This is a genomic window from Janthinobacterium sp. GL_088, from assembly GCF_057837845.1.
In genome coordinates this window covers 3,560,884-3,582,844 of the sequence record NZ_CM174453.1, presented here as the reverse complement: position 1 = coordinate 3,582,844, position 21,961 = coordinate 3,560,884, and the positions used below count along the sequence as shown (strand labels likewise).

At 61.6% G+C, this 21,961-nt stretch carries 19 protein-coding genes; 10 read left to right on the top strand and 9 right to left on the bottom strand.

Going from position 1 to position 21,961, the window contains the following annotated elements; all coding sequences use genetic code 11:
- Positions 1-171: 171 nt before the first annotated feature.
- Both AC3IQ7_RS16075 and AC3IQ7_RS16070 read left to right on the top strand, forming a co-directional pair.
- Complete coding sequence (locus tag AC3IQ7_RS16075; RefSeq protein ID WP_324847106.1) at positions 172-639, top strand: cache domain-containing protein; 468 nt, start codon at positions 172-174, stop codon at positions 637-639.
- A 60-nt stretch (positions 640-699) separates the two neighbouring features.
- Entirely contained in the window at positions 700-2,250 is a 1,551-nt protein-coding gene (locus AC3IQ7_RS16070) for a methyl-accepting chemotaxis protein (RefSeq protein WP_489206647.1), read from the top strand.
- On the opposite strand, the gene AC3IQ7_RS16065 is transcribed toward AC3IQ7_RS16070, so the two are convergent.
- The gene (locus tag AC3IQ7_RS16065) at positions 2,247-3,329 is read right to left on the bottom strand and encodes a hypothetical protein (protein ID WP_489206646.1); all 1,083 of its coding nucleotides are present in this window, start codon (positions 3,327-3,329) and stop codon (positions 2,247-2,249) included. The genes AC3IQ7_RS16070 and AC3IQ7_RS16065 overlap by 4 nt on opposite strands.
- A 10-nt stretch (positions 3,330-3,339) precedes the next feature.
- The gene (gene cadR, locus AC3IQ7_RS16060) at positions 3,340-3,771 is read right to left on the bottom strand and encodes a Cd(II)/Pb(II)-responsive transcriptional regulator (RefSeq protein WP_034787498.1); all 432 of its coding nucleotides are present in this window, start codon (positions 3,769-3,771) and stop codon (positions 3,340-3,342) included.
- 99 nt (positions 3,772-3,870) lie between these two features.
- Here cadR and AC3IQ7_RS16055 point away from each other — a divergent pair, with 99 nt between their 5' ends.
- From AC3IQ7_RS16055 to AC3IQ7_RS16045, 3 genes are all read left to right on the top strand, one after another.
- On the top strand, positions 3,871-6,150 hold the full coding sequence (locus AC3IQ7_RS16055; protein ID WP_489206645.1) for a heavy metal translocating P-type ATPase: 2,280 nt from the start codon (positions 3,871-3,873) through the stop codon (positions 6,148-6,150).
- An 85-nt stretch (positions 6,151-6,235) separates the two neighbouring features.
- The gene (locus AC3IQ7_RS16050) at positions 6,236-7,675 is read left to right on the top strand and encodes an alpha/beta fold hydrolase (RefSeq protein ID WP_489206644.1); all 1,440 of its coding nucleotides are present in this window, start codon (positions 6,236-6,238) and stop codon (positions 7,673-7,675) included.
- Positions 7,676-7,703: 28 nt separating this feature from the next.
- Positions 7,704-8,747 carry an alpha/beta fold hydrolase gene (locus AC3IQ7_RS16045; protein ID WP_099376760.1) on the top strand — a complete coding sequence of 348 codons (1,044 nt, stop codon included), beginning with the start codon at positions 7,704-7,706 and terminating at the stop codon, positions 8,745-8,747.
- A 4-nt stretch (positions 8,748-8,751) separates the two neighbouring features.
- Here the strand turns inward: AC3IQ7_RS16045 and AC3IQ7_RS16040 are convergent, their stop codons facing one another.
- Both AC3IQ7_RS16040 and AC3IQ7_RS16035 read right to left on the bottom strand, forming a co-directional pair.
- On the bottom strand, positions 8,752-10,236 hold the full coding sequence (locus tag AC3IQ7_RS16040; RefSeq protein WP_489210463.1) for an MFS transporter: 1,485 nt from the start codon (positions 10,234-10,236) through the stop codon (positions 8,752-8,754).
- A 127-nt stretch (positions 10,237-10,363) separates the two neighbouring features.
- Positions 10,364-10,948: a GNAT family N-acetyltransferase gene (locus tag AC3IQ7_RS16035; RefSeq protein WP_158301090.1), complete on the bottom strand. Its 585-nt coding sequence runs from the start codon at positions 10,946-10,948 to the stop codon at positions 10,364-10,366.
- A gap of 97 nt (positions 10,949-11,045) precedes the next feature.
- Between AC3IQ7_RS16035 and AC3IQ7_RS16030 the strand changes: the two genes are divergently transcribed.
- The gene (locus AC3IQ7_RS16030; protein ID WP_199534239.1) at positions 11,046-11,927 is read left to right on the top strand and encodes a LysR family transcriptional regulator; all 882 of its coding nucleotides are present in this window, start codon (positions 11,046-11,048) and stop codon (positions 11,925-11,927) included.
- A 37-nt stretch (positions 11,928-11,964) separates the two neighbouring features.
- On the opposite strand, the gene AC3IQ7_RS16025 is transcribed toward AC3IQ7_RS16030, so the two are convergent.
- From AC3IQ7_RS16025 to AC3IQ7_RS16015, 3 genes are read right to left on the bottom strand one after another with little or no spacing between them, the layout of a single operon-like run.
- Positions 11,965-14,100, bottom strand: coding sequence for a peptidase domain-containing ABC transporter (locus AC3IQ7_RS16025; RefSeq protein WP_489206643.1), 2,136 nt, complete (start codon positions 14,098-14,100; stop codon positions 11,965-11,967).
- 41 nt (positions 14,101-14,141) lie between these two features.
- Entirely contained in the window at positions 14,142-15,428 is a 1,287-nt protein-coding gene (locus tag AC3IQ7_RS16020; protein WP_489206641.1) for an HlyD family secretion protein, read from the bottom strand.
- A 41-nt stretch (positions 15,429-15,469) separates the two neighbouring features.
- Positions 15,470-16,210 (bottom strand): CPBP family intramembrane glutamic endopeptidase, encoded by a 741-nt coding sequence (locus AC3IQ7_RS16015; protein WP_489206640.1) that lies wholly within the window; start codon positions 16,208-16,210, stop codon positions 15,470-15,472.
- Between the two features lie 958 nt (positions 16,211-17,168).
- Between AC3IQ7_RS16015 and AC3IQ7_RS16010 the strand changes: the two genes are divergently transcribed.
- Positions 17,169-17,633, top strand: a complete 465-nt coding sequence (locus tag AC3IQ7_RS16010; RefSeq protein ID WP_489206639.1) for a hypothetical protein — start codon at positions 17,169-17,171, stop codon at positions 17,631-17,633.
- A 17-nt stretch (positions 17,634-17,650) separates the two neighbouring features.
- Here AC3IQ7_RS16010 and AC3IQ7_RS16005 read toward each other — a convergent pair whose 3' ends face one another.
- Together AC3IQ7_RS16005 and AC3IQ7_RS16000 are read right to left on the bottom strand one after the other, a co-directional pair.
- Positions 17,651-18,712, bottom strand: a complete 1,062-nt coding sequence (locus AC3IQ7_RS16005) for an NAD(P)/FAD-dependent oxidoreductase (RefSeq protein ID WP_489206638.1) — start codon at positions 18,710-18,712, stop codon at positions 17,651-17,653.
- Between the two features lie 18 nt (positions 18,713-18,730).
- Positions 18,731-19,276 (bottom strand): GNAT family N-acetyltransferase, encoded by a 546-nt coding sequence (locus AC3IQ7_RS16000; protein ID WP_489206637.1) that lies wholly within the window; start codon positions 19,274-19,276, stop codon positions 18,731-18,733.
- Positions 19,277-19,376: 100 nt separating this feature from the next.
- Here AC3IQ7_RS16000 and AC3IQ7_RS15995 point away from each other — a divergent pair, with 100 nt between their 5' ends.
- From AC3IQ7_RS15995 to AC3IQ7_RS15985, 3 genes are read left to right on the top strand one after another with little or no spacing between them, the layout of a single operon-like run.
- Positions 19,377-20,549, top strand: coding sequence for a citrate synthase family protein (locus AC3IQ7_RS15995; protein WP_199534240.1), 1,173 nt, complete (start codon positions 19,377-19,379; stop codon positions 20,547-20,549).
- A gap of 45 nt (positions 20,550-20,594) precedes the next feature.
- Positions 20,595-21,086: a MarR family winged helix-turn-helix transcriptional regulator gene (locus tag AC3IQ7_RS15990; protein ID WP_099376774.1), complete on the top strand. Its 492-nt coding sequence runs from the start codon at positions 20,595-20,597 to the stop codon at positions 21,084-21,086.
- Positions 21,087-21,119: 33 nt separating this feature from the next.
- On the top strand, positions 21,120-21,572 hold the full coding sequence (locus AC3IQ7_RS15985) for a PaaI family thioesterase (RefSeq protein ID WP_034748275.1): 453 nt from the start codon (positions 21,120-21,122) through the stop codon (positions 21,570-21,572).
- Positions 21,573-21,961 lie beyond the last annotated feature (389 nt).

The following is a 21,961-nucleotide window of genomic DNA, read 5'->3' as shown; positions in this document are numbered from 1 at the left end:
CGGCAATGTGCACGCGACGTTGCAAAAACGCCCGTCTGAAAAAATATCTGTTGCACCAGCGCATGTCCACTGGCATCGCGCTACCATGACCCGTCGGCACTTCGATAGGCGCCGCCTTACCGCACCGGTTCCCCCGCCGGATTTCCCTGCCGCAATGTGAAGGAGATTCTCATGCCCAAGTTCGCCCCTGCCATGTGCCTGTCGCTCATGCTTGCCGCCGCTACGCTACCCTGTATCGCCAGCGCTGCCGAAGGCGGCGCCACGCGCGCCGACGCGGAAGCCATGGTCAAGAAAGGCGTGTCCTACATCAAGAGCGCCGGCGACGCCAAGGCGTATGGCGAAATCACGGCCAAGTCGCCGCAATTCATCCTGCATGACCTGTACCTGGTCGTCTACAAGCTCGACGGCACGGTGGCGGCGCATGGCGCCAATCCGAAAATGGTGGGCAAGAACTTGATCGAGCTGAAAGATATCGATGGCAAGGCCTTCGTCAAGGAGCGCGTCGACCTGGCCAAGAGCAAGGGCACCTTCTGGCAGGAATACAAGTTCACGAATCCGGAAACCAAGAAAATCGAGCCGAAAGTGATGTACTGCGAAAAGCTGGCCGAGACCGTCGTCTGCGGCGGCATCTACCTGTAGCCAGCCGCCGCGCCGCCAGCGCCGCGATGGTTTTCCGCTCTCTTGACGATATGGGTTCCGATGAAAATCGCACAGAAGATGTTGATCGTCCCGGTGGTCGCGCTGGCTTGCCTGCTGGCCATGGGGGCCTTGTCCTACTTCGCCATGCAGCAGAACGAGCAGCGCATGCACGAACTGAAGGACGTCACCCTGACGGCCGAACGGCTTGCGAACCAGCAAGCTATTGCCCTGGGCCAGGTGCACGCCGACGTGTATGCGAAGATCGCCATCGCGGCCAGCCTGTCGGACGAACAGTTCAAGCAATTCGGCGCGCAAACGGATGGCCAGCTGAACGCCATCGCGCAAGGCTTGAAGGAATTGCAGAAATTCTCGGGCGCCGCCACGGAAGCGGGCCAGGCGCTGCCCGGTGTCGAGCGCTACCGCGCCAGCGTGGCGCAGGCGCTGGATCTGGCTTCGATGGACCCGAATACGGGCGTGGCCGCGATGCAAAATGCCGCCGGACACTACCAGCAAGTGCGCGGACAGCTGCGCCAGGTGCTGCTCAACCTCGACCACCGTACGGTCGATGCCTTGCAGGATACCAAGTATGCGGGCCAGCGCGCCGGCTGGCTGTCGCTGGGCACCATGGCCATCGGCTTTGCCCTGCTGGCCCTGATCGCCACCTGGGTGGCGCGCTCCGTGGTGCGGCCCATCGATGACGCTTGTCGCGCCGCCGAATCGCTGGCCGCCGGCGACCTGACGACGCGCATCGACGCCCGGGGCGACGATGAGGTGGGCAAGCTGTCGCGGGCGCTGGCCACCGTGCTGAAAAACTGGAACACCTTGTTGGGCGAGATACGCCAGGCGGGCTCCACCATCACGGTGGAAGCGAGTGAAATCGCGCTGGGCAATGCGGACTTGTCGGCCCGCACGGAGTCGCAGGCTCATTCCTTGCAAGAAACGGCAACCTCCATGCATGCCTTGACGGACACCGTGCGCGAAAATGCCAGCCACGCGCACCAGGCCAACCAGATGGTGTTGTCGACGTCGAACGTGGCACTGGAAGGCGGCCGCGTGGTGGGCCAGGTGGTCGAGACGATGGGCTCGATCAAGGCCAGTTCCGGACGCATCGTCGATATCATCGCCGTCATCGACGGCATTGCCTTCCAGACAAATATCCTCGCCTTGAACGCGGCCGTGGAAGCGGCGCGCGCGGGAGAACAGGGACGCGGCTTTGCCGTCGTCGCCACCGAAGTGCGGGGCCTGGCGCAGCGCTCGGCCACGGCGGCGCGCGAAATCAAGCAATTGATCGAGGATTCCGTGGCCCGCATAGAAACGGGCAGCGAGCTGGCCGACAGCGCCGGGCGCACCATGGAAGATATTGTCGCCTCCGTCCAGCAGGTGACGGAAATCATGAACGACATCACGGCGGCCAGCCAGCGCCAGAGCAAGGGCATCGAGGAAGTCAACAATGCCATCACGGAAATGGACGAATTGACCCAGCGCAATGCCGCCCTCGTCGAACAATCGGCCGCCGCCGCGCAAAGCATGCAGGACCAGGCGCACGATCTATTGCGCGTGGTCGACGCCTTCCGCCTGGGTGATGGCGGCCCGCCCTTGCTGCCGCGTTAGTGACGTTGCGGCAATGCGGCCCTGGCGCAGGCCAGCATGTTGCCGCCTACCGCGGCCAGCGCGGCATCCGGGTCTGCCTGCAAGACCTCGCCCCGGCTGTTCTGATCCTCGTAACTGCCCAGCATGGCCGCATACAGCGAAGCCTGATCCTGCTTGCGCCAGGTGGCGCTGGGCATATTGCCGGGAGTGACAGGTATGCCGGCGCTGAAGTAGCCATACAGTCCGCCGATTTGTTTCTTGTGCAGCCATTCCATCAATTGCACGATGCGGTACTGTTCCAGCAGGCTCAATTCGCCGACATTGACGCTGGACAAGGTGTAATACAGTTCCAATCGGGCCATCCAGTTGCCCTTTTCGCCGGCCGCCACCAGCGCATCCCAGGCGGGACCGGTACGCACCTTGCGCACGGCGCGCGGTGCGCCTATCCAGGCGTCGACAGCGGCCTGGTCCGGCACGGGACCGTAGTAGTCGGGCGCGCGGCAGACGAACTGGCGCGCGTCGGGACCGCCATCCTTGAGCGCGTCGCCAATCTGTTTGGCCACCTTGTCGCCGATGCGCAGCAGGCGCGTGCCATAGCTCTCTATTGTCCAGCTCGAAGGCAAGCGCCCCAGCCAGGCCAGCGCATCGTCGTTGGCCTGGGCCTCCACCGCGTAGGCGGCGATCCTGGCCTGCATCTTGGCTTCCTTCTGCTGCTCAGCCAGCTTGAGCGCATCCTGCTCTTCATCATGGCGGCTCGTGGTTTTGGCCAGTTGCATGCATTGCTGGAAGGCGTCAGGAGCGCCCAGCCAGCATTGCGCGGGGACCTTCAGCTGCCAGCGCATGCTGACGGTTTTCAGGATGTAGTTTTCTTCACCCGCCTCCGCCTTGACATAGGCGCGGCCGTCCGCCTTCGTCACGCCTTTGCTCAGCTGCTTGCCGCCAACCGTGCTCCAGGTGTACGGGTCATCGTCTTGCGGCACGCCGGGTGCGGCGTACAAGGTCAGGTAGTGGCCGGCTGCGGCAGGCGCATCGGCAGCATGGCAGAGTGGCGACAGCAGGGATAAGGCGAATAAAGTTTTTTTAGGCAACAGTTTCAGCATGTAGCAATCGTCAATGAAGTTCGGTATGGCAGGCGCAGTCGTGGCCGCTGGCCGCCTCGGACAGGTTTTGTAAAATCGCGCAGTCTTGCGACGGCTGCGGCTGGTCGCACTGGTGGCGCAGGGTCACCAGTTGCTGCTGCAGGGTTTGCAAATTCGCCATCTGCTCGGCAATACGCAAGATATGATGGTCGAGCAATTCATTGACGCTCTGGCAACCTTCGGCCGGGTTGTTCTTAAATTCCAGCAAGGCGCGGATATCCGTCAAGCCGATCTGCAGCGAGCGGCAATGGCGGATGAATTGCAGCCGTTCCTGGTGTTCTTCGCGGTACTCGCGGTAGCCGGCACTGTTGCGGCCCGGTTCCTGCAGCAAGCCCGCCTTTTCATAGTAACGCACGGTTTCCACGTCACAATCTGTCCGTTTGGCCAGTTCTCCGATACGCATGGCATCCCCTTTTCATTCTTTCATGCAAATTCCGCTTGACCCTGTAGCGGCTACAGGGTTTCTAATGGAAGCATACACGAAACCGGAAGGACGAATGCGATGCCGCACGATAGCCACGATCATACCCACGAGCACGAGCACGACCACAAGCATGAGCATGCCCCCAAGGCGGCCAGCTGCTGCTCCAGCCAGCACGCGTGCTCGTCCACGCCTGCCGCCCCATCCGGCCCAGCCTTGCCCAGCGCTGCCATCGCCGGCGCCAACACGGCCAAATACCGCATCGCCAACATGGATTGCCCCACGGAAGAACGCTTGATCCGCAACAAGCTGGCCACGATGGCTGGCGTCGTGGGCCTCGATTTCAACCTGATGAACCGCGTACTCGACGTGCACCACACCCTGCCTACACTGGCCACGGTGGAAGCGGCGCTGCACGGCATCGGCATGCAGGCGATTCCCATGGAGGCGGACGCCGTCGTCGCGCGCGACCCGAACGAAGGCAGCCTGTCCGGCCTGCAAAAAGGCTTGCTGGTGGTTTCCGGCCTGGCTGCGGCCGGCGCTGAGGCGCTGGCGTGGACCACGCATGAAGACAGTTCCCCTCTCGTCATCGCGCTGGCCCTGCTGTCGATCGCCACGGGCGGCTGGCCAACCCTGAAAAAGGGCTGGATTGCCCTGAAAACGTTCACCCTGAACATCAATTTCCTGATGAGCCTGGCTGTGTTTGGCGCCATCGCCATCGGCCAGTGGCCGGAAGCGGCCATGGTCATCTTCCTGTTCGCCATTGCCGAACTGATCGAAGGCTTGTCGCTGAACCGGGCGCGCAACGCCGTGCACAGCCTGATGCAACTGGCGCCCGATACGGCGACAGTGGCCGACGCCAGCGGCGCCTGGCAGCAAGTCTCCGTCGCCACGGTAGCCATCGGTACCCTGATGCGCGTCAAGCCGGGCGAGCGCATCGCCCTCGACGGCATCGTGCAAAGCGGCGAATCGTCCGTCAACCAGGCGCCGATCACCGGTGAAAGCATGCCGGTGGACAAGGCCGTGGGCGACGTCGTGTACGCGGGCACCATCAATGAACGGGGCTTGCTCGACGTCACCGTCACGGCCAACAGCGGCAACAGCACCCTGGCGAAGATCGTCAAGGTGATCGAGGAAACCCAGGGCAAGCAGGCGCCCACGCAGCGCTTTGTCGACAATTTCGCCCGCTACTACACGCCCGCCGTCGTCGTCTTCGCCATCCTCGTGGCCGTGCTGCCGCCCCTGCTGCTGGGCCAGCCATTCATGGCCTGGATCTACAAGGCCTTGGTGATGCTGGTCATCGCCTGCCCGTGCGCGCTCGTCATTTCCACCCCGGTCACCGTCGTCAGCGGCCTGACGGCGGCGGCGCGGCGCGGCATCCTGGTGAAAGGCGGGCAATTCCTGGAAACGGGTTACCGCATCAAGGCCATCGCCGTCGACAAGACGGGCACCTTGACCATGGGCAAACCGGCCGTCACGGACGTGGTGGCCATGGACGGCAGCAACCGCGATACCATCCTGCTGCTGGCCGCCAGCCTGGACGCGAACTCCGCCCACCCCCTGGCCGCCGCCATCGTCAAGGCCGGTCCGCCCGCTGGCAGCCACTTGCCCGTGACCCAGTTTGCCGCCCTGCATGGCCGCGGCGTGCAAGGCCATATCGACGGCAAGACATATTATCTGGGCAATGCCCGCCTGATGACGGAATTGCAGGTCTTGACGCCGGCCCTGCAAGCCGTCCTGGCGCGCTTGGAACAGCAAGCCTATACGGCCATGGTGCTGGCCACCTCGGCCGGTGCGCTGGGCGTCATCGCCGTGGCCGACGTGCTGCGCCCGACGGCGGCGTCCGCCATCGCCAGATTGAACGCGCTGGGCGTGACCACCGTGATGTTGACGGGCGACAATCTGCTGACGGCGCAGCGTATTGCCGCCGAGGTCGGTGTCAGCCTGGTCAAGGCGGAATTGCTGCCAGAGAATAAACTGGACGAGATCAAGGCCTTGCAGCAGCAATTCGGCGTGGTGGCCATGCTGGGCGACGGCGTCAACGACGCCCCGGCCCTGGCGCAGGCGGACATCGGCTTTGCCATGGGCGCGGCCGGCAGCGACACGGCCATCGAGACGGCGGACGTGGCCCTGATGGATGATGAACTGGGCAAATTGCCTGAATTCATCAGCCTGAGCCACCGCACGCGCAGCATCCTCGTGCAAAACATCAGCTTTGCCATCGGCATCAAGGCCGTGTTCTTCGGCCTGGCGCTAGCCGGCACGGCAACCTTGTGGATGGCCGTGTTCGCGGACGTGGGTGCCAGCCTGCTGGTGGTGGCGAACGGTCTCCGCTTGCTGCGTGGCAGCAAAAGCAACTAAATCCTGCCAGAAATATTTCAATCTGGACAATTGCTGTAAAAAACGCTACTTTGGCGGCTGATCTCCACCTTCGCCAAAGTAGCCGATGACCTTTCTGCCCCGCCTGACCCTGCTGGCCACTCTGCTGGCTGGCACCTCCCTGCATGCCGAACCGATGTACTTCACCCCCTGCTCCGATACGGCCATGCCCGGCAGCCTGTGCTCGGGCTTGAACGTGCCCGGCAGCTACGATGATCAGGGCCGCGCTGTGGGCGACAGGGACGCCATGCACGTCTTCGTGCGCAAGTTTGCTGCCGACGTGCCTGCAGGCAAGCCCGCCAGGGGCACCCTGTGGCTGGTGGCGGGCGGCCCCGGCGAATCGGGCGCCTCGTTCTACAGCTTGCTGCCCACCTTGCGCCGCAGCTTTCCCGGCTTTGAATTCCTGATCCCCGACCACCGCGGCACGGGCAATTCTTCGCGCCTGTGCAAGGTGGAAGAATCCAGAGAAAGTCCCGGCGGGCGCGCCCTGTCCGGTGCGGAATGGGGCAGCTGCTTTGCCGGCATCAACTTGATGCCGGAATACGCGGCGCAGTTTTCCATCACGATGGCCGCGCGCGATCTGAAGGCCCTGATCGAAGGCGAGCGGGGTAGCAGGAAGCCGCCGGTCTATGTCTATGGCGTGTCCTACGGTACGCAGCTGGTCTTGCGCACCTTGCAGCTGGGGCCGCTGCCCGTCAAGGGCGTCATCCTCGACTCCTTGGTGCCGCCGCAAACGGATGCGCGCTGGGATTTGAGCCAGCGCTCGCACGTGGTCAACACGGTCGGCATGCAGGTGCTGGCCGAATGCGACGCGGATGCCGCTTGCCATGCGGCATTGGGCGAGCCGGCCGCAAGCCTGTACCGCCGCGTGCTGGACAAGGCGCAAGCCGATCCCGCCCTGCTGGCGAAGATCCCCGGCAAGAACCTGAAAAACTTCCTGGGCGGCATGCTCGACGTGCCGTCCGCCCGCGTCCGCATTCCGTATCTGCTGCGCGAGCTGGACCAGGGGGGCGAGGCGGAACTGACGGCCGTGCGCGCCACCTTGACGCAGGCGGCGGCCAGCCTGGGCAGCTATTCCCAGTCGCCGCTGTCGATTCCGCTGGTCAGCATCATCAGCAATTCGGAAAACAATCTGCAGCCATCGTTGCGCCCCGGCTGGACGGCCGCCGACATCGACCGCGACGAGGAGAATTTGTTGTTTACCAGTCCCCTGCCCCGTATCCTGCTTGGCGGCGGCTTGCCGACCTACCCACGCGACGCCTATTTCGGCGCCTTGCCGGCGAAAATGCCGCCAACGTTGGTGCTGCAGGGAACCTTGGACCCGAAGACGCCGTATGCGGGCGCGCAGGCGCAAGTGCAGGCTTTGACGCAGAGCAAGGCCGGCAAGGTGGTCCTGTCTACCGTGCGCAAGGCCCCGCATTTCCTGTTGTGGACGGCGCCCGCCTGTTTTGAACAGGCCAGCACCCGTTTTATTGCCGGCAAGGCAGCGCAGGATTGCACGCTGTAGTTCCCCCCACTATATAGAAGAGGACAATATGCGCATCACAGGCCTGGCATTGCTGCTCTTAACTTGTTTCAACACGGCGCAAGCGGCTCCCGTACCTGCGTGTGCCTCGCCCACGCAAGCCGTGCGCGAACAAGGCTATGTGCCCATCAACGGCATCGAGCAATGGATCACGGTCACGGGCGCCGCCTGCGGCAATCCCGTGATCCTGTTCATCCATGGCGGCCCCGGCAATGCGCTGAGTCCCTACGCGGATGCCATCTACGCCGGCTGGGAACGCCACTACACCCTGGTGCAGTGGGACCAGCGCGGCGCCGGCATGACGTATGCGAAACAGCAGCCAACAGAAGACGTGCCCTTGACTGTAGAGCAGATGCGCGACGACGGCATCGCCGTGGCGCGCTATATCGAACAGCATCTGGGCCAGCAGAAAGTCATTTTGATGGGCAGTTCCTGGGGATCGATACTGGGCGTGCACATGGCCAAGGCGCGCCCCGACCTGTTCCACGCGTATATCGGCACGGCGCAGGTGGTCAATGCGCGGGCCAACGAGAGCGGCATGTACCGGGAAGTGCTTGCGCTGGCGCAGGCGGCCGGCGATACCACTACGGTGGACAAGCTGACGGCGCTCGGTGCGCCGCCATGGACGGACCCGCGCAACTTCGGCATCTTGCGCCGCTTCGACCGCAAATATGAAGGATTGGCAACGGATGCGCCACCGAAACACTGGTGGCAGCCGGCGCCGTTCTACGCCACGCCGCAAGCCCTGGCGGATGCCGAGGCGGCCGATGACTACTCGTACATCCAGTTCATCGGCCTGCGCGGCGACGGCATGTTTGCCAAGGTCGACCTGCCCGCGCTGGGCACGCGCTTTGACTTGCCCGTGTTTTTCATCATGGGCGAAGCGGACTTGCTGACCTCGCCCATCATCGCGCGCACCTACTTTGACAGCATCACCGCGCCGGCCAAGGATTTTAACGTGGTGAAACGGGCCGGGCACGACCCCAACCAGGCTGTGCACGACGCCCAATGGACCGTCTTGCGCGACAAGGTGGCGCCGCTGCTGAAGCGCTGATCCATTAGATCGAGATCGCCCGGCGCGCCCGCAGATGCAGGTGGCGGATGGTGGCCGCGGCCGCCATCAGGATGGCGGAAGCCGTTGCCAGCACGACAATAAACGCCTTGTCGAAGGCCGAGCGGGCCAGTTCCGACACTTGCAAGCCCAGTTCGGCCGGCAATTGCTCGGCGGCCAGCAGCGCCGCATCGAGGGTGTCATGGGCGTTCGGCAGCAGACCCGCGCTTTCCGGGATCACCAGGGTGGCGCTGTAGACGGCCGACAAAATCGTGCCCAGCACCGTCACGCCGATCACGGCGCCCAGTTCATACGACACTTCTTCGATCGAGGCGGCCATGCCGGCTTGTTGCGGCGCCACGTTCAGCATCACGGCGCTCGATGCGGCCGTCATGACGGCGCCCAGGCCCAGGCCAAGGATTACCAGGCTGGCCACTTGGGCCGAGACCGCGGCGTCATGCAGCACCAGATACGCTGCCATGCCGATGCCGGACAGCAGCAGCGAACCCCACAACACCTTGGCCTTGTCGGCGCGCGGCAGCATGAAACCCGTCAGCGGCCCCGCAAACACGGACGCCAGCGGCAATGGCAGCAGCAGCAGACCCGCTTCCAGCGGCGACAGTTCCCGCACCAGCTGCATGTGCTGGCTCAGCGCCAGTTCCATGCCGATCAGGGCGGCGGACGCCACCATGGCGGCGGCCACGGCGCTGGAAAACGGCAGTTCGCGGAACAGGGCGAAGTCGATCAGCGGCTTGGCCTGGCGCTTCTGGCGACGCACGAATTTGAGCATGAAGAAGGCGCCCACGGCGAACGACGCGGCGGCCAGCGCATACGACGGCTGCGACTTGCCCAGCTCCTTGATCGCATACACACCGCCAAGCAGACCCATCATGATTTGCAGGGAACCCTTCAAGTCCCACGGCTTGTCGCGGTTACCGGCCCGTTTTGGCAGGACGACGGCGGCCAGCACCAGGGTCAGCAGCACGATGGGCACGTTGATCAGGAAGACGGAACCCCACCAGTAATGTTCCATCAGGAAACCACCGAGCACGGGGCCGAACGCGGCGCCGCCCGAGGCGATCGCCGCCCACACGCCGATGGCGAACGAGCGCTCACGGTTGTCCGTAAAGGTCAGGCGGATGATGGACAAGGTGGCGGGCATCATCAAGGCGGCGCCGATGGCCAGCAGAATGCGCGAAAAAATCAACAGTTCCGGCGCGGGCGAAAACGCGGCGCACAGCGAAGCGATGCCGAACACGGCCAGGCCGGCAAGGAAAACGGGTTTGTGGCTCAGACGGTCACCGAGGGTGCCGAGGCCGGGCAGCAGGCCGGAGACAACCAGCGCGTACACGTTGATGATCCACAGTTTTTGCGAGGAAGTGGCCTGCAAGTCGCGCGTCAGCGCGGGCAAGGCGGTGTAGAGCACGGTCATGTCGACCACGATCAGGAACAAGGCGCTGGAGACGATGGCCAGCGTCAGCCATTTTTTCATTGAATGCATGGGTAACTCATTGATTTAGTGTAACTTTTAACAACTATCTGTTTGGATAAAGCGGGTGCTGCGCAAATATTTACGTTCCAGGCTGCCACGGGCCTGGGCTGGTCGGGGGCGGCGGGCGTCAGCCACGGTCGCCATCCTTGTCATCCACGGCGGCCGTCACTTCTGGCACGTCGAGTTCACGCAGCATGACGACGGAGACTTGCTTGAAGCCGCGGCCCTGGAAGAATTGTTGCGCCGTCAGGTTATGCGCGCCGCATTCGAGGAACAAACGGGCGATGCCGTGGCTGTGCAGCTCGTCGGCCACCCATTCCACCAGCTGGCTGCCGATGCCGCTGCCGCGCACGGAAGGCAGCAAGACCAGATCGTCCAGCGCGGCGAACGATTTCGAGGCGCGCTGGCGCGTGTCGATGGAAACCAAGGCCATGCCGACGATGGCATCATCCTGCGTGGCAACGGCCAGCAGGGTTGAATCGCCATGTGCCCAGTCATGCGACAGGGCGGCGCGGATTTCGCCACGGATGATCTCAGGCAAGTCCGCGCGCCAGTTGCCGGGCGCATCGGCGCGCTCGCCCTGCAGCTCCGAATGGGAGATATAGTCGGCGCTGACGTTATCAAGATATAACTTGCACAATGTATCTTCGGCAGTGGCGTCGTGACACCAGCTGAAGCTGATGGCGGGTGAATTGGCCTGGGCGTTTTTCATGGCGGATCTCGTGTTGTTGAAAATGTAAAGGCATTTTATGTCGCCCCTGAATGGCATTCAAGTTAAAATCCATCTGTAAAACAGATAGGTGGATGCCATGCAATGGACTTTGGAACAAATGCGCTACTTTGAAGCGGCTGTCGCGGCCGGCTCTTTCTCGGGCGCGGCGCGCCGGCTGGGCCGCGCGCAATCGGTGGTCAGCACCTCGATTGGTTTATTGGAAGCGGAATTCGGCGTGGAACTGTTCGACCGCTCGCGCCGCAGCGCCGTGCTGACGGAAGCGGGCAAGGTGATGCACCTGGAAGCGTGCGAACTGCTGCGCCAGGCCGAGCGATTGCAGCTGCGCGCCCAACTGCTGAGCGAGGCGCCCGAAGCCCGGCTGACCCTGGCGCTGGACGAAGCCCTGCCCTACCTGGCCATCGGCACCTTGGTGAAAGAACTGGCGGCGCGCTATCCGGCGCTGGAACTGGTGATGCTCAACGCCACGGCGTCGGAAGTGGCGCAATACGTGGAGCAGCAGCAAGCCGACGTGGCCTTCCACTTCGACCGCGGCCCCATCTCGCCCATACTGGAACAGCAGCACATCGGCAGCGTGGCGCAAGGTGTGTTCGTGGCAAAAGGCCATGCCATGGCGCACGGCCAGGAAGTGAGCCGCAACGAGCTGACCCGCTACCGCCAGCTGATCATGGATTCCGAGCTGAACCGCGAACATGCCTTCAGCCCCGCCGTCTGGTTTTCCGACAGTTTTTACAGTATTGCCGAGATGGTCGCGGACGAGCTGGGCTGGGCCATCCTGCCCCTGAACATCGCCAACTACGACAATTACAAGGGTTACCTGCAGGAAGTGCCCTGCCCTGCGCTGGCCTTGTCACGCCTGCCTGTGCGCAGACTATCGATACATGGCAAAAAGCTCAGCGAGACCAGTTTGTGGCTGACGACGAGGCTGGCGGAGTTGCTGCTGGATGGACCGCGGGGGTGATGGTCGCTGCGATGTAGTGGACTTGTTGCTCAGACTTTCATGAGGCATCCGGTGGTTCTTGCATGACATCCACAACGATTGTCCCTTGCTGTAGCACCACCACCCTTTGCGCCATGGCGATGGTTTCCGGGCGGTGCGCAACGATCACGCGTGTGAGCTGGATTTTCCGGATCGCGGCGTTGACGGCTTGCTCGTTGTGCGTATCGAGGTGGCTGGTCGCTTCGTCGAGCACCAGCAGTTTCGGGTTTTTATACAGGGCGCGCGCCAGCAGGATGCGCTGTTTCTGGCCGCCGGACAGGCCGCTGCCGATGTCGCCCACCAGGGTATTAAAGCCCATCGGCATGGCGGCGATTTCCGCATGCACGGCCGCCAGGTGCGCGCAGGCTTGCACCTGCTGGTAATTGGGGGAAGGGGCAAAGAAGCTGATATTGTCGGCGATCGAGCCGGCAAACAGGGTGTCTTCCTGCATGACCGTGCCCAGCAATTGGCGGTAATTCGCCAAGCCCAGGTTGCCCAGCTGGATGCCGCCGATGAGGATTTCTCCTTGCATCGGCTGCAACAAGCCCAGCAACAGCTTGAGCAAGGTTGTCTTGCCGCAGCCGGACGGGCCGGTGACGGCGATGCACTGCCCGGCGGGAATGTGCAGATTGAAGCCGCTCAATACATCCGGCTCACCATCGGCATAGCGGAACGTCAGGTTGCGGATCTCGATCGATGGCGAGATATCGTCCATGTCGACCTCGACGTCGCTGCCGTCTGCTTCCGCGTCCGTCAGGACGATGTCAGCCACGCGCTCGCCATGCAGGCGCAGCATGCGCAGCTCGAACAGTTTGTCGACCAGGCTGGCCATGCGCTGGCTGAATTGGTCCTTGTAGCTGATGAAGGCGAACAGCATGCCGACCGAAAAGCGGTTGTCCAGCACGGCCAGCGCCGCCATCCAGATGACGATCACCCGTTCGGCGCTGAAGAGCAAAGTATTGGCCGTCTGGTAGGAAACGGATAACTTGGCGATGCGCAGGTCGGCGTTGAACTGGTCGGCCAGCGCGTTGGTCCAGCTGGCGCGGCGCTCTGCGGTGCGGCCGAACAGGCGGATGCTCTGGATGCCGCGCACCGATTCCAGAAAATGCGTCTGCTGCCGGGCCGCATGGATGATCTGTTCGGCCGTCGCTTCGCGCATGGCATTGAACAGGGCCCAGCGCAGCAACACATACAGCAGCACCGCGATGCAGGCCACGCCCGCCAGCAACGGGCTGTAGAACAGCATCATGCCCAGGGTGGCGAGCACCAGCACGCCATCGATGGCGCCTTCGACGAATTGCGTCGTCAGGCTGCGCTGCATGGTCTGGATGGAATTGAAGCGCGAGACGATATCGCCTGTGTGGCGTTTTTCGAAATATGGCAGCGGCAGCTTTAATAGATGGGCAAAGGCATTGCCCAGCCATTGCAAATTCAGGTTAGTGGCCAGCACCGTGGTGATCCAGGAACGCACGGCGCCGATGGCCGTCTGTACCAGCACCAGCAGCAAGAAGCCGCAGCCAAGCACGGTGATCAGGTCGCGGTCGGCGGCCAGCAAGGCTTCATCGACCAGCCACTGCATGTAGAACGGCGCCACCAGCGCGCACACCTGCAAGGCCAAGCCCAGCACCAGCAATTGCAGCAAGCCGCGTTTCAGGCCCACCACGCGCCCCATCAGCGACAGCAAGGAAAACTGCTGTTTTTCCTCGGCCTTCTTGAACTCGGCGGTGGGCGTCAGCTCCAACGCCACGCCCGTAAAGTGTTTCGCCACTTCCGCCAGCGGCAGGCGCCGTTCGCCCACGGCCGGATCGTGGATCACCGCATGGCTGCCGGAGACGGACTTGAGCACGACAAAATGGTTCAAGTCCCAATGCAGGATGGCGGGCAGCTTCAGCTCGGGCAAATGCTGCATGTCGAGTTTCAAGGGCCGTGTATGCAGGGCCAGCCCCTGCGCCATCGCCATCAGCCCTTTTAACGTGACGCCCTTGAGGGAGACGGAAAAGCGCCGGCGCATGCTGGAAATATCGGTCTGGTGGCCCCAGTAGCTGGCCACCATGGACAAGCAGGCCAGGCCGCATTCGGCCGCTTCCGTTTGCAGCAGGACGGGCAGGCGCTGGCTGCGCCAGAAGGACAGGTGGGCAAGATCAGGGAGGTGCATGAAGCGCAGACGTAAAGTATTGTGGAAAATCAATATGGGGCTTACAGGCGCCCGGAAATGCTGAACAGGGGTTCGAGCACCCATTCATACAGGCGCCGCTGTTCCAGCAGCACGCTGGCGTCGACCAGCATGCCCGACTTCAGGGGCAGGGTTTCGCCATACGCCTGCACGCTCTGGCGCTGCAAGCTCAAGCGAATGCGGTACAAGGGTTCGCCATTCGTGCCGCTGACGGCGCCCGGCACCGCCAGCTCTTCGGGCCGCAGCGAGGTGCTGGCCACTTCGCGCACGAGCGCCGGATACTGGCCGAATTTCTGGTACGGATAGGCCTGGTAGCGCAGCAGCACCGTCATGCCCGGCTTGATGAAGCCGACCGAGCGCGACGGCGCGTAGATTTCCGCCTCCAGCTGGGCGCCTTGCGGCAGCACGGAGGCGAGCACGCTGTTGGCCGCCACCGTCTGGCCCAGTTCGGTGGTGATGGCCGTGACCATGCCGTCCTGCGCCGCGCGCACCAGGATTTCGCGGCGCGCCTCGTTTTCCGTCAGATCCTGCTCGATGGCGGACACATTGCGCTGCAAGCCTTCTGTGTCGCGCTGCGCCTGCACCTGCAAGTCGCGCACGTCCGCTTGCGTGGTGGCCAGGTCGCGGCCGCTGGCCGACTTGATGCGCTGCAATTCCGCCAGGCGCTGGTGCTGGTCCAGCAGCTCGGCCTGTTTATCCTGCAGTTGCGCGGACGAAATGTAATGGGTGGCGTGCAGATCGCCGTAGCGCTGGTAGGACTGTTCCGCCAGGGCAATACGACGCTGCTGCAGCGCGATCTGGCCATCCATGCGGGCGATCTCCGCCGCCAGGTCGCTGGCACGGCGCTGTCCCGCCGCCATGCGCTGGCGCGATTGCAGGCGCGACTGCTGCAATTCCGCGTCATAGCTGTCGCGCCGGCTTTTCAACAGGCTTGATACGACCTGCTGGGGCGCCCCCGCATTGGTGCTGCTGCGTTCGCCCGACAGCACGAACAGCACCTCACCCGCGCACACGGCCTGCCCTTCCTTGACGCGCACCCCGGCAATGACGCCAGCCTGGCCCGGCATGACGCGGATCACGCCGCTGGTCGGCAACAGCACACCTTGCGACTGCGCCTTGCGCGTGGTGCTGAAGAAGATGAAGAATGCCACGATGGCCAGCGCGATGGCGAGGAACAGCCAGGTCAGGAACAGATGGCTGACGGGCCGCGCCAGCAGCACCGTGCCGTATTGCTTGTTGCCCAGATGCTCGATTGCTTGCTGGCGGAACAGGGGCTGGGTGAGTGGGCTGGAATTGAATTGAATTTGCAAAGTTATCTACTTTATCAACGATATAAAAGTTCTTGCCATATTCATTCAGATGAAACAGTCGGTTTTCTGAAAATTCGGTCAGAAAATCCCATTGATTTCATGAAAATAGCATCCTTGAAAACAAGAAAAATAAAATAGAAAATTAAAGCCGCGCTGATAAAAAATAAACCGAAGACTGATTGCCTATATTGAAACTCAAATATAGGGCCAAACTTCGGCATAAATTCCGATCTATTACCCATTAAAAGTAGATGATTTAGATTCCAGGTAAAGTGAAATCCGATTGGCCACCATAAATTTTTTGTTCGAATCGCAACAAGTCCCATCCATAGGGAAAAGATAAATGTAGACAGAATAAACGGATTGATTTGAAATGATGACTGCAGATGTAGCCCGGAAAAAAACAATGCCTGCACAATAACTGCAAAGTAGCGAGAAGCGAATTTTTGCGACAAAATCAGGAGAACTGACATTAAAATTCCACGGAAAATTATCTCCTCAAATAATGCCGCCGTTAATGAATAGAGAATGACCGAGAATGCCGAATATACATTCATGTCAAATCCGATGAATTTGAAGCCACCGATTAACGCACAGAATATGAAAATGACGATTTTAAGTAAAAAGGCTGTCAAAGTTCCAGAAAAAAATGATTTAGCTGTTTGTCTGGCAAACAAAATTATCGGCAGCCTCGATTTTTCACGGTAAAGCCGATAAAGGAAATAGAGCAACGCCATGGTTGCACTGAACGCGAAATAATAAAAATTAATTTGACTTGGCATTGCCTCTCCGATAATCGCTTAGCAACACTCCGCCACTCTGCATATTTTATTGGCAAAACATATTTTTAAATATTAAATAAATTAACTTTTATTGCATTCCTGGGGGAGTACGGATAAATCCAATATCTTGCAATTCACCACCTTGAAAATCAAAGAATTACATACGAGTGTTGGTCGAAAATTCGAGTAAATCAGCCGCTCCCTAGTTGCATTGCTCGATCTTCTCAACTGCTCCCTTTCTTGACTTGTAAATATACAAAAAAACAAAAGTCAAGAAGATGGAAGATATGATGATTCCGTTAAAAATAAAATGATGGCGCATTGAGAAATCAAGCAGCCAATAAGAAATCAATACGCATTTACTCAATAAAAAATATAGCAAGGCAATCGATGCCACGAAAAAATTACTGAAATTACTTCACATTTATCAATATTTCTCATATATCATCAAGAGTGTTTGATGTTTATAAATATTCACGCTAGAGCTTGTCCATCGGCACTCTGCTTCTTTCAAAGTAACCAATATCGCTCAAAGCGCCCGTCGCCCACATGCCGGCAGAAACAACGCCGTGCTTCACCGTTCTCCCAAAAAATAAGTCATCAACTACGCAAGTGTCTTGCTATATTTTTATCGTAAAACCAATCATTTCCACCGTATATAAGATTGGTCCTAAAAATTTTCTCAGGGGTCTTGCGGCAACGCCTGGATGCATCCAAAAGCTGCGCGCCAGGCGGTTCCACTCGCGGTACTCAAGAAATCGGACATGTCCATCCACTCGCCGAGACGCCACCTCACTGCCGCGAAGAGCGATAGCACGTTAAACTGATGCCCCCTGTCCTCCCGTGCGCGACGGGCGCGGAACGCCAGGCGGTGCTGGCGACGTGCTGGAGGCGGGGATCGAAGCCATGCGTGGAGACTTACTGAGTTATTTACTGAATTACTTACTGGAACAATGACATGATGAATTGCAAGACAGTCAATACCTGGCTGGAGATGGCGCGAAACGATGAGGTGCTCGTTGATGCCGACGACATCAATCACGAAGCGAACACCAATATGTGGAGCTTTTCGCCGACGGAGGAGGAAACGCCGCAGATCCATGCGGCGGATATCGTCGAATTCATCAGAGAGTTGATCGCGGCGCGCGGCAGCGCGCTCGCTGGCGAAGACATGCTGTTCTATTGCTGGCACGATGCGCAATGCCGCCAGTTGCGCTTTAGTCTGGTGTCGCGCTCGCACGGCCGCTTGCCGTTTCGCTGCGAGTTGCGCGAAACGCAGGATCTGGCGCTGATCGCCGACCGCGTGGTGAACGGGGACTGGCGCAATGAACACTATATGCAGGCCCCGTCGGAGGAAGGCGATGAGCAGGAGCAGGAGCAAGTGCCGTTCGTCCTGCCCGTGTTCGTGGTGCCTGTGCCGTAGAAATCAGCGAGGAATAATCAAGCCAGGAAACGCGCGGGCCGGCAAGCTTCCAGGGCTGATGCTGGCTCGCCAGTGACGATTTCCTCGCTGGCAAGCTGGCCCACGATGGCGGCCAGCACGACGCCTGGATGCATGGCGCACACATATACGCCTCCCACCTGCGGCAAATAGCCGATGACGGGCACGCCGTCAAAGGGCATGGGCCGCAGGCCAACAGCGGCGAATTCCGGCGCGATGGCGTCGGCGCCCGCAAGTTCGTTGCGGATCGCTCTGGCCGTGCGCAGCGCCATGGCGGCGGGCTGGTTGTCCGGCGCGTCGTCCACATAGTCTTCCGCTGCCAGCACGGTGCCATCCTCACCCTGCCGCACCTCCATTGCATGACTGGAAATAATGCCGCGCACCAGACCAGGCGGTGCCTGGTAGCGCAGGAAGATGGCGGGCGAGGCGAGAATCGGCAGGCTGGCGCCCAGTTTTTCCGCCAGCGCGGCGGTACCCGTGCCTGCCGCCAGCACGACCACATCCGCTTCAATGATGCCAGCAGTCGTTTCCACGCCCGTCACCTGCGCGTCCTGGACCACAAAGCCCAGCACGGGCATATGCGTGAGGACCGTCGCGCCCAGCGCCCGGGCCGCTGCCAGCAAGGCATGCGTCGCGGCAACGGCGTCGAGCGCGCCCTGCTCCGGCTCGTGGACGGCCTGTCCCGGCGGCTGCCGCAGCTGCGGTTCAAGCTGGGCGATGCGCGAGCGGTCAATCAATAGGGACTCGGGCGACACGCGCCCATCCTGCGTGCCATACGACAAGGCGCCATGCCAGCGCACCGTCAAGCCGGGCACCTGCGTTTCCAGCCGGCGCCAGGCGGCGATGGCGCCGCCGCGCAGGGCCGCAATGGGGTCAATCCCGGCGCAGGACGTGTTAATCCAGGCAAACGAGGTGCCCGTCACACCGGAAGCGATGCCGTCCGCCTCCACCACGGTAACTTGTGTCCCCTTGCTGGCAAGGTGGTATGCGAGCGACGCGCCGACGATGCCGGCGCCGATGACGACGATGTGTTTTGGGCGTTTTGGGACTTCACGATTCATATTTGCTAACTTTGTTTTTTATAACAGGATAGAGTCTACCCCAGCCGCCCGCAAATCCAGCGCATACGCATGGCCATCGACAACGTTGCCTGCCACGATGGCAATATCGGGCACGGCAATTCCCTGCACAAAACCGCAGCGTTCCAGCACGCGGATCGATGCCGCATTGCCGTCGATGGCGTAGGCGCACAGGCTGGCCAGCCGCCACTCGCCTTGCGCCAGGGAGATCAGGTGGTACAGCGCGGCCGTGGCCAGGCCCTTGCCCGCTTGCTGCTCGCCGATGCGGTAGCCGACTTCGGCCACGCCTTGCTGCCGGTCAATGTCCTTGAGGTTGGCGCGTCCGATCAGCTTGCCATGTTCGTCAACGATGACGCAGGGGTGCATGCGGCCCTGTGCGTGCTCGTCCAGGAATTGCGCGACGTGGGCCTGGATGCCGTCAATGCTGTAAAAAGCGTCCGGACGCCGGTCGATATGGCGCTCGAACCAGGCCCGGTTGGCTTGCTCGAAGGCCAGCAGGGACCCGGCGTCGTCCGGGCGCAGGGTGCGAATGGTGTGTGTGCTCATGGATACTCCTGGAAAGGCATGAGTCTAGTGAGGCGCGGCCCGGCCCGTCAATCTTGATTCCATCAATCAATATAAAGTGACAAACGCTACAATGGCCGCCATGAACAACGATTTATCCGCCTCTGAGGCGGCGCGCCTATTGGGCGTCAGCCTGCCCACCCTGTATTCCTATGTCAGCCGGGGCTTGCTGGCTTCCGTCAGCAATGGAGCATCGCGCGGCAAGCGCTATCCGCAGGAAGACGTGCTGCGCCTGGCGGCCCGTAGAAATGACGCCAAGCGCGGTGGCCAGACGGCCGTGGCTGCGATGCACTGGGGCTTGCCCGTGCTGGAAACGCGGATTTCCCACATTCTCGACGGCCGACTGCTGTACCGGGGCTGCGATGCGACAGCGCTGGCCCGGCACGCGACCCTGGAAGCGGCCGCCGGGCTGCTGTGGGACGATAACGCAAGCGACTATTTCCAGCAAGACGCGCCTGCCCTGCCGCCAGGACTGGCCTGCGCATCCGATGCGAAGCCGCTGGCACGCGCCATGCTGGCCATGGCCATGCTGACACCAGCGGCCATTCCGCACTCACTGCAGTCCGGCCCCGCCTTGATGCGCCTGCTGGCCGCCGCCCTGCTGCAGACGGCGCCATCCGCCCTGCCGCTGCACCTGCAACTGGCGCTGGCGTGGCAGGCTGACGCGGAACAGGCGGAATTGCTGCGTGCCGCCCTCGTGCTGCTGGCCGACCATGAATTGAATGCGTCCACTTTTGCCGTGCGCTGCGTCGCTTCGACGGGCGCCAGCCTGCCCATGGCGCTCAGTGCAGGATTGGCAGCATTGTCCGGTGACAAGCATGGCGGCGGCAGCGCGGCGGCCCGGTGCATGTTGACGCAGGCGCTGGCCGCGCCAGACGCCAGGGATAACATCAATGCCTTTTACAAGAACATTGCGCCGGAATTCGCCGGCTTTGGCCATCCGCTGTATCCAGACGGCGACCCGCGCGCCGCGTATCTGCTGGAGCATCTGTCGGCGCTGTCGCATGGGTACCCGCAGTTGCGCGCCATCCTGGCGGCGTGCGCGGTGGCGGGCGAACTGCTCGATGCGCGTCCGAACGCCGACCTGGCGCTGGCGGCCATGGAGCTGGCGTTCGGCTGGCCCGAGGGCGCTGGCATGGGCGTGTTTGCCCTGGCCCGCTCCGCCGGCTGGATAGCGCATGCCGCCGAGCAAGCCGCCAGCGCGGCGCTGATACGGCCACGCGCCCGCTATATCGGACGCCACCAGCGCGACTAGCAATTGACACTTGATTTATTACGCATACGTAGTAGTATACTTCGCATGCGTACCAATACTCCCTCTACCCCAGACGTTCCCGATGCCGCCGCTTGCCCGCTGGGCGAGCGTTCGCCGCGCCTGTTCAATCTGCTCAACCTGGCGCGCCAGAACCTGTTCCGCTCGGCCGATGCCGTCTTTACCAGCGAACTGGGTTTTTCCGGCACACAAGTGGTCGCCCTGTTCGCCCTGAAGGGCGAGGAAGGCTGCCAACTCAAGGATCTGGGACGGGCGCTGCAACTGAAAAACTCGGCCGTCACGGGCCTCGTGGCGCGCATGGAAGAAAACGGCCTGATCGTGCGCGGCCAGTCGGCGCTCGATGCGCGCGCCGGCACCCTGCACATGTCGCCCAGGGGCGGCGAGGTGCTGGCCGCCGCCCTGCCCCTGCTCGACAGCCTGAATGAACAACTGAAGCAAGGTTTCAGCGAGGAAGAACTGGCCGTCGTCGCCCGCTTCCTGCTGCACGCCTCGCGCCTGCGTTTTGCGCAGGACGTCTGACCCACCCCCACACCACCACCACAGGAGTTACCCATGCACCCGAACGACATGACCGGCTTGCAACTGATGCAAGCTTTCGCGCAAGGCCTGTTCCCCCGGCCCGGCATTTCCAAGACCATGCCCATGGATGCGCACACGGTCGAACATGGCCGTGTCATCTTCACGGCGACGGCGAATGAAACGCACACCAATCCCATGGGCGGCGTGCACGGCGGTTTCGCGGCCACCGTGCTCGACACGGTCACGGGCTGCGCCACGCACACAGTCTTGCCGGCCGGCGAAAGCTACGGCACGACGGACCTGAACATCAAGATGTGCCGTCCCCTGCCCTTCAACGTGACGGTCTACGCGGAAGGCAAAGTCATCAATGCGGGACGCAACCTGGTCATTTCCGAAGGCACCATCCGCGACGAAGCCGGTAAAGTGTACGCGCACGCGACGGCCACCTGCATGATCATCCGCCCCCGGGAGCAGGCGGCTGCATGAGCCACACTGGCACCATTGCAGAAGTCTGGCGCGTGCTGCAGGCTTGAAAGCATCACGCAACGTGGATAGTGTGTATCAGCACGCTATTCTCGCTGTCTATCATGGCAGTCTTGACCTGGTTTCTCTACAAGCAGCAACACCCCTGATTGGTTTGGAGGTCAAGGGAAACGTATTGGCTTATCACTAGGGTTTCTTATTGCTGGACTGCTAACAAGCTGGGCTGCAATGGTCGCCGGCAGTCACCTGCCGTTCTGGTTTCATGTCAAGCTGTTGCGCCACGACTCCAGCGCTGGCTACGAAATAGGGCCGTGTTCGGTATCCTGGTGGGTCACTGCCGCGCTTGTCGCCTATCTTCTTGGCCCATCGTTCATTTTTATGGTGACGGGATG

Excerpts from the sequence above, each read along its gene's own strand:
- AC3IQ7_RS16075 (WP_324847106.1), top strand. The coding sequence starts at position 172 with ATGCCCAAGTTCGCCCCTGCCATGTGCCTGTCGCTCATGCTTGCCGCC.
- AC3IQ7_RS16070 (WP_489206647.1), top strand. The coding sequence starts at position 700 with ATGAAAATCGCACAGAAGATGTTGATCGTCCCGGTGGTCGCGCTGGCT.
- AC3IQ7_RS16065 (WP_489206646.1), bottom strand. The coding sequence starts at position 3,329 with ATGCTGAAACTGTTGCCTAAAAAAACTTTATTCGCCTTATCCCTGCTG.
- cadR (WP_034787498.1), bottom strand. The coding sequence starts at position 3,771 with ATGCGTATCGGAGAACTGGCCAAACGGACAGATTGTGACGTGGAAACC.
- AC3IQ7_RS16055 (WP_489206645.1), top strand. The coding sequence starts at position 3,871 with ATGCCGCACGATAGCCACGATCATACCCACGAGCACGAGCACGACCAC.
- AC3IQ7_RS16050 (WP_489206644.1), top strand. The coding sequence starts at position 6,236 with ATGACCTTTCTGCCCCGCCTGACCCTGCTGGCCACTCTGCTGGCTGGC.
- AC3IQ7_RS16045 (WP_099376760.1), top strand. The coding sequence starts at position 7,704 with ATGCGCATCACAGGCCTGGCATTGCTGCTCTTAACTTGTTTCAACACG.
- AC3IQ7_RS16040 (WP_489210463.1), bottom strand. The coding sequence starts at position 10,236 with ATGAAAAAATGGCTGACGCTGGCCATCGTCTCCAGCGCCTTGTTCCTG.
- AC3IQ7_RS16035 (WP_158301090.1), bottom strand. The coding sequence starts at position 10,948 with ATGAAAAACGCCCAGGCCAATTCACCCGCCATCAGCTTCAGCTGGTGT.
- AC3IQ7_RS16030 (WP_199534239.1), top strand. The coding sequence starts at position 11,046 with ATGCAATGGACTTTGGAACAAATGCGCTACTTTGAAGCGGCTGTCGCG.
- AC3IQ7_RS16025 (WP_489206643.1), bottom strand. The coding sequence starts at position 14,100 with ATGCACCTCCCTGATCTTGCCCACCTGTCCTTCTGGCGCAGCCAGCGC.
- AC3IQ7_RS16015 (WP_489206640.1), bottom strand. The coding sequence starts at position 16,210 with ATGCCAAGTCAAATTAATTTTTATTATTTCGCGTTCAGTGCAACCATG.
- AC3IQ7_RS16010 (WP_489206639.1), top strand. The coding sequence starts at position 17,169 with ATGATGAATTGCAAGACAGTCAATACCTGGCTGGAGATGGCGCGAAAC.
- AC3IQ7_RS16005 (WP_489206638.1), bottom strand. The coding sequence starts at position 18,712 with ATGAATCGTGAAGTCCCAAAACGCCCAAAACACATCGTCGTCATCGGC.
- AC3IQ7_RS16000 (WP_489206637.1), bottom strand. The coding sequence starts at position 19,276 with ATGAGCACACACACCATTCGCACCCTGCGCCCGGACGACGCCGGGTCC.
- AC3IQ7_RS15995 (WP_199534240.1), top strand. The coding sequence starts at position 19,377 with ATGAACAACGATTTATCCGCCTCTGAGGCGGCGCGCCTATTGGGCGTC.
- AC3IQ7_RS15990 (WP_099376774.1), top strand. The coding sequence starts at position 20,595 with ATGCGTACCAATACTCCCTCTACCCCAGACGTTCCCGATGCCGCCGCT.
- AC3IQ7_RS15985 (WP_034748275.1), top strand. The coding sequence starts at position 21,120 with ATGCACCCGAACGACATGACCGGCTTGCAACTGATGCAAGCTTTCGCG.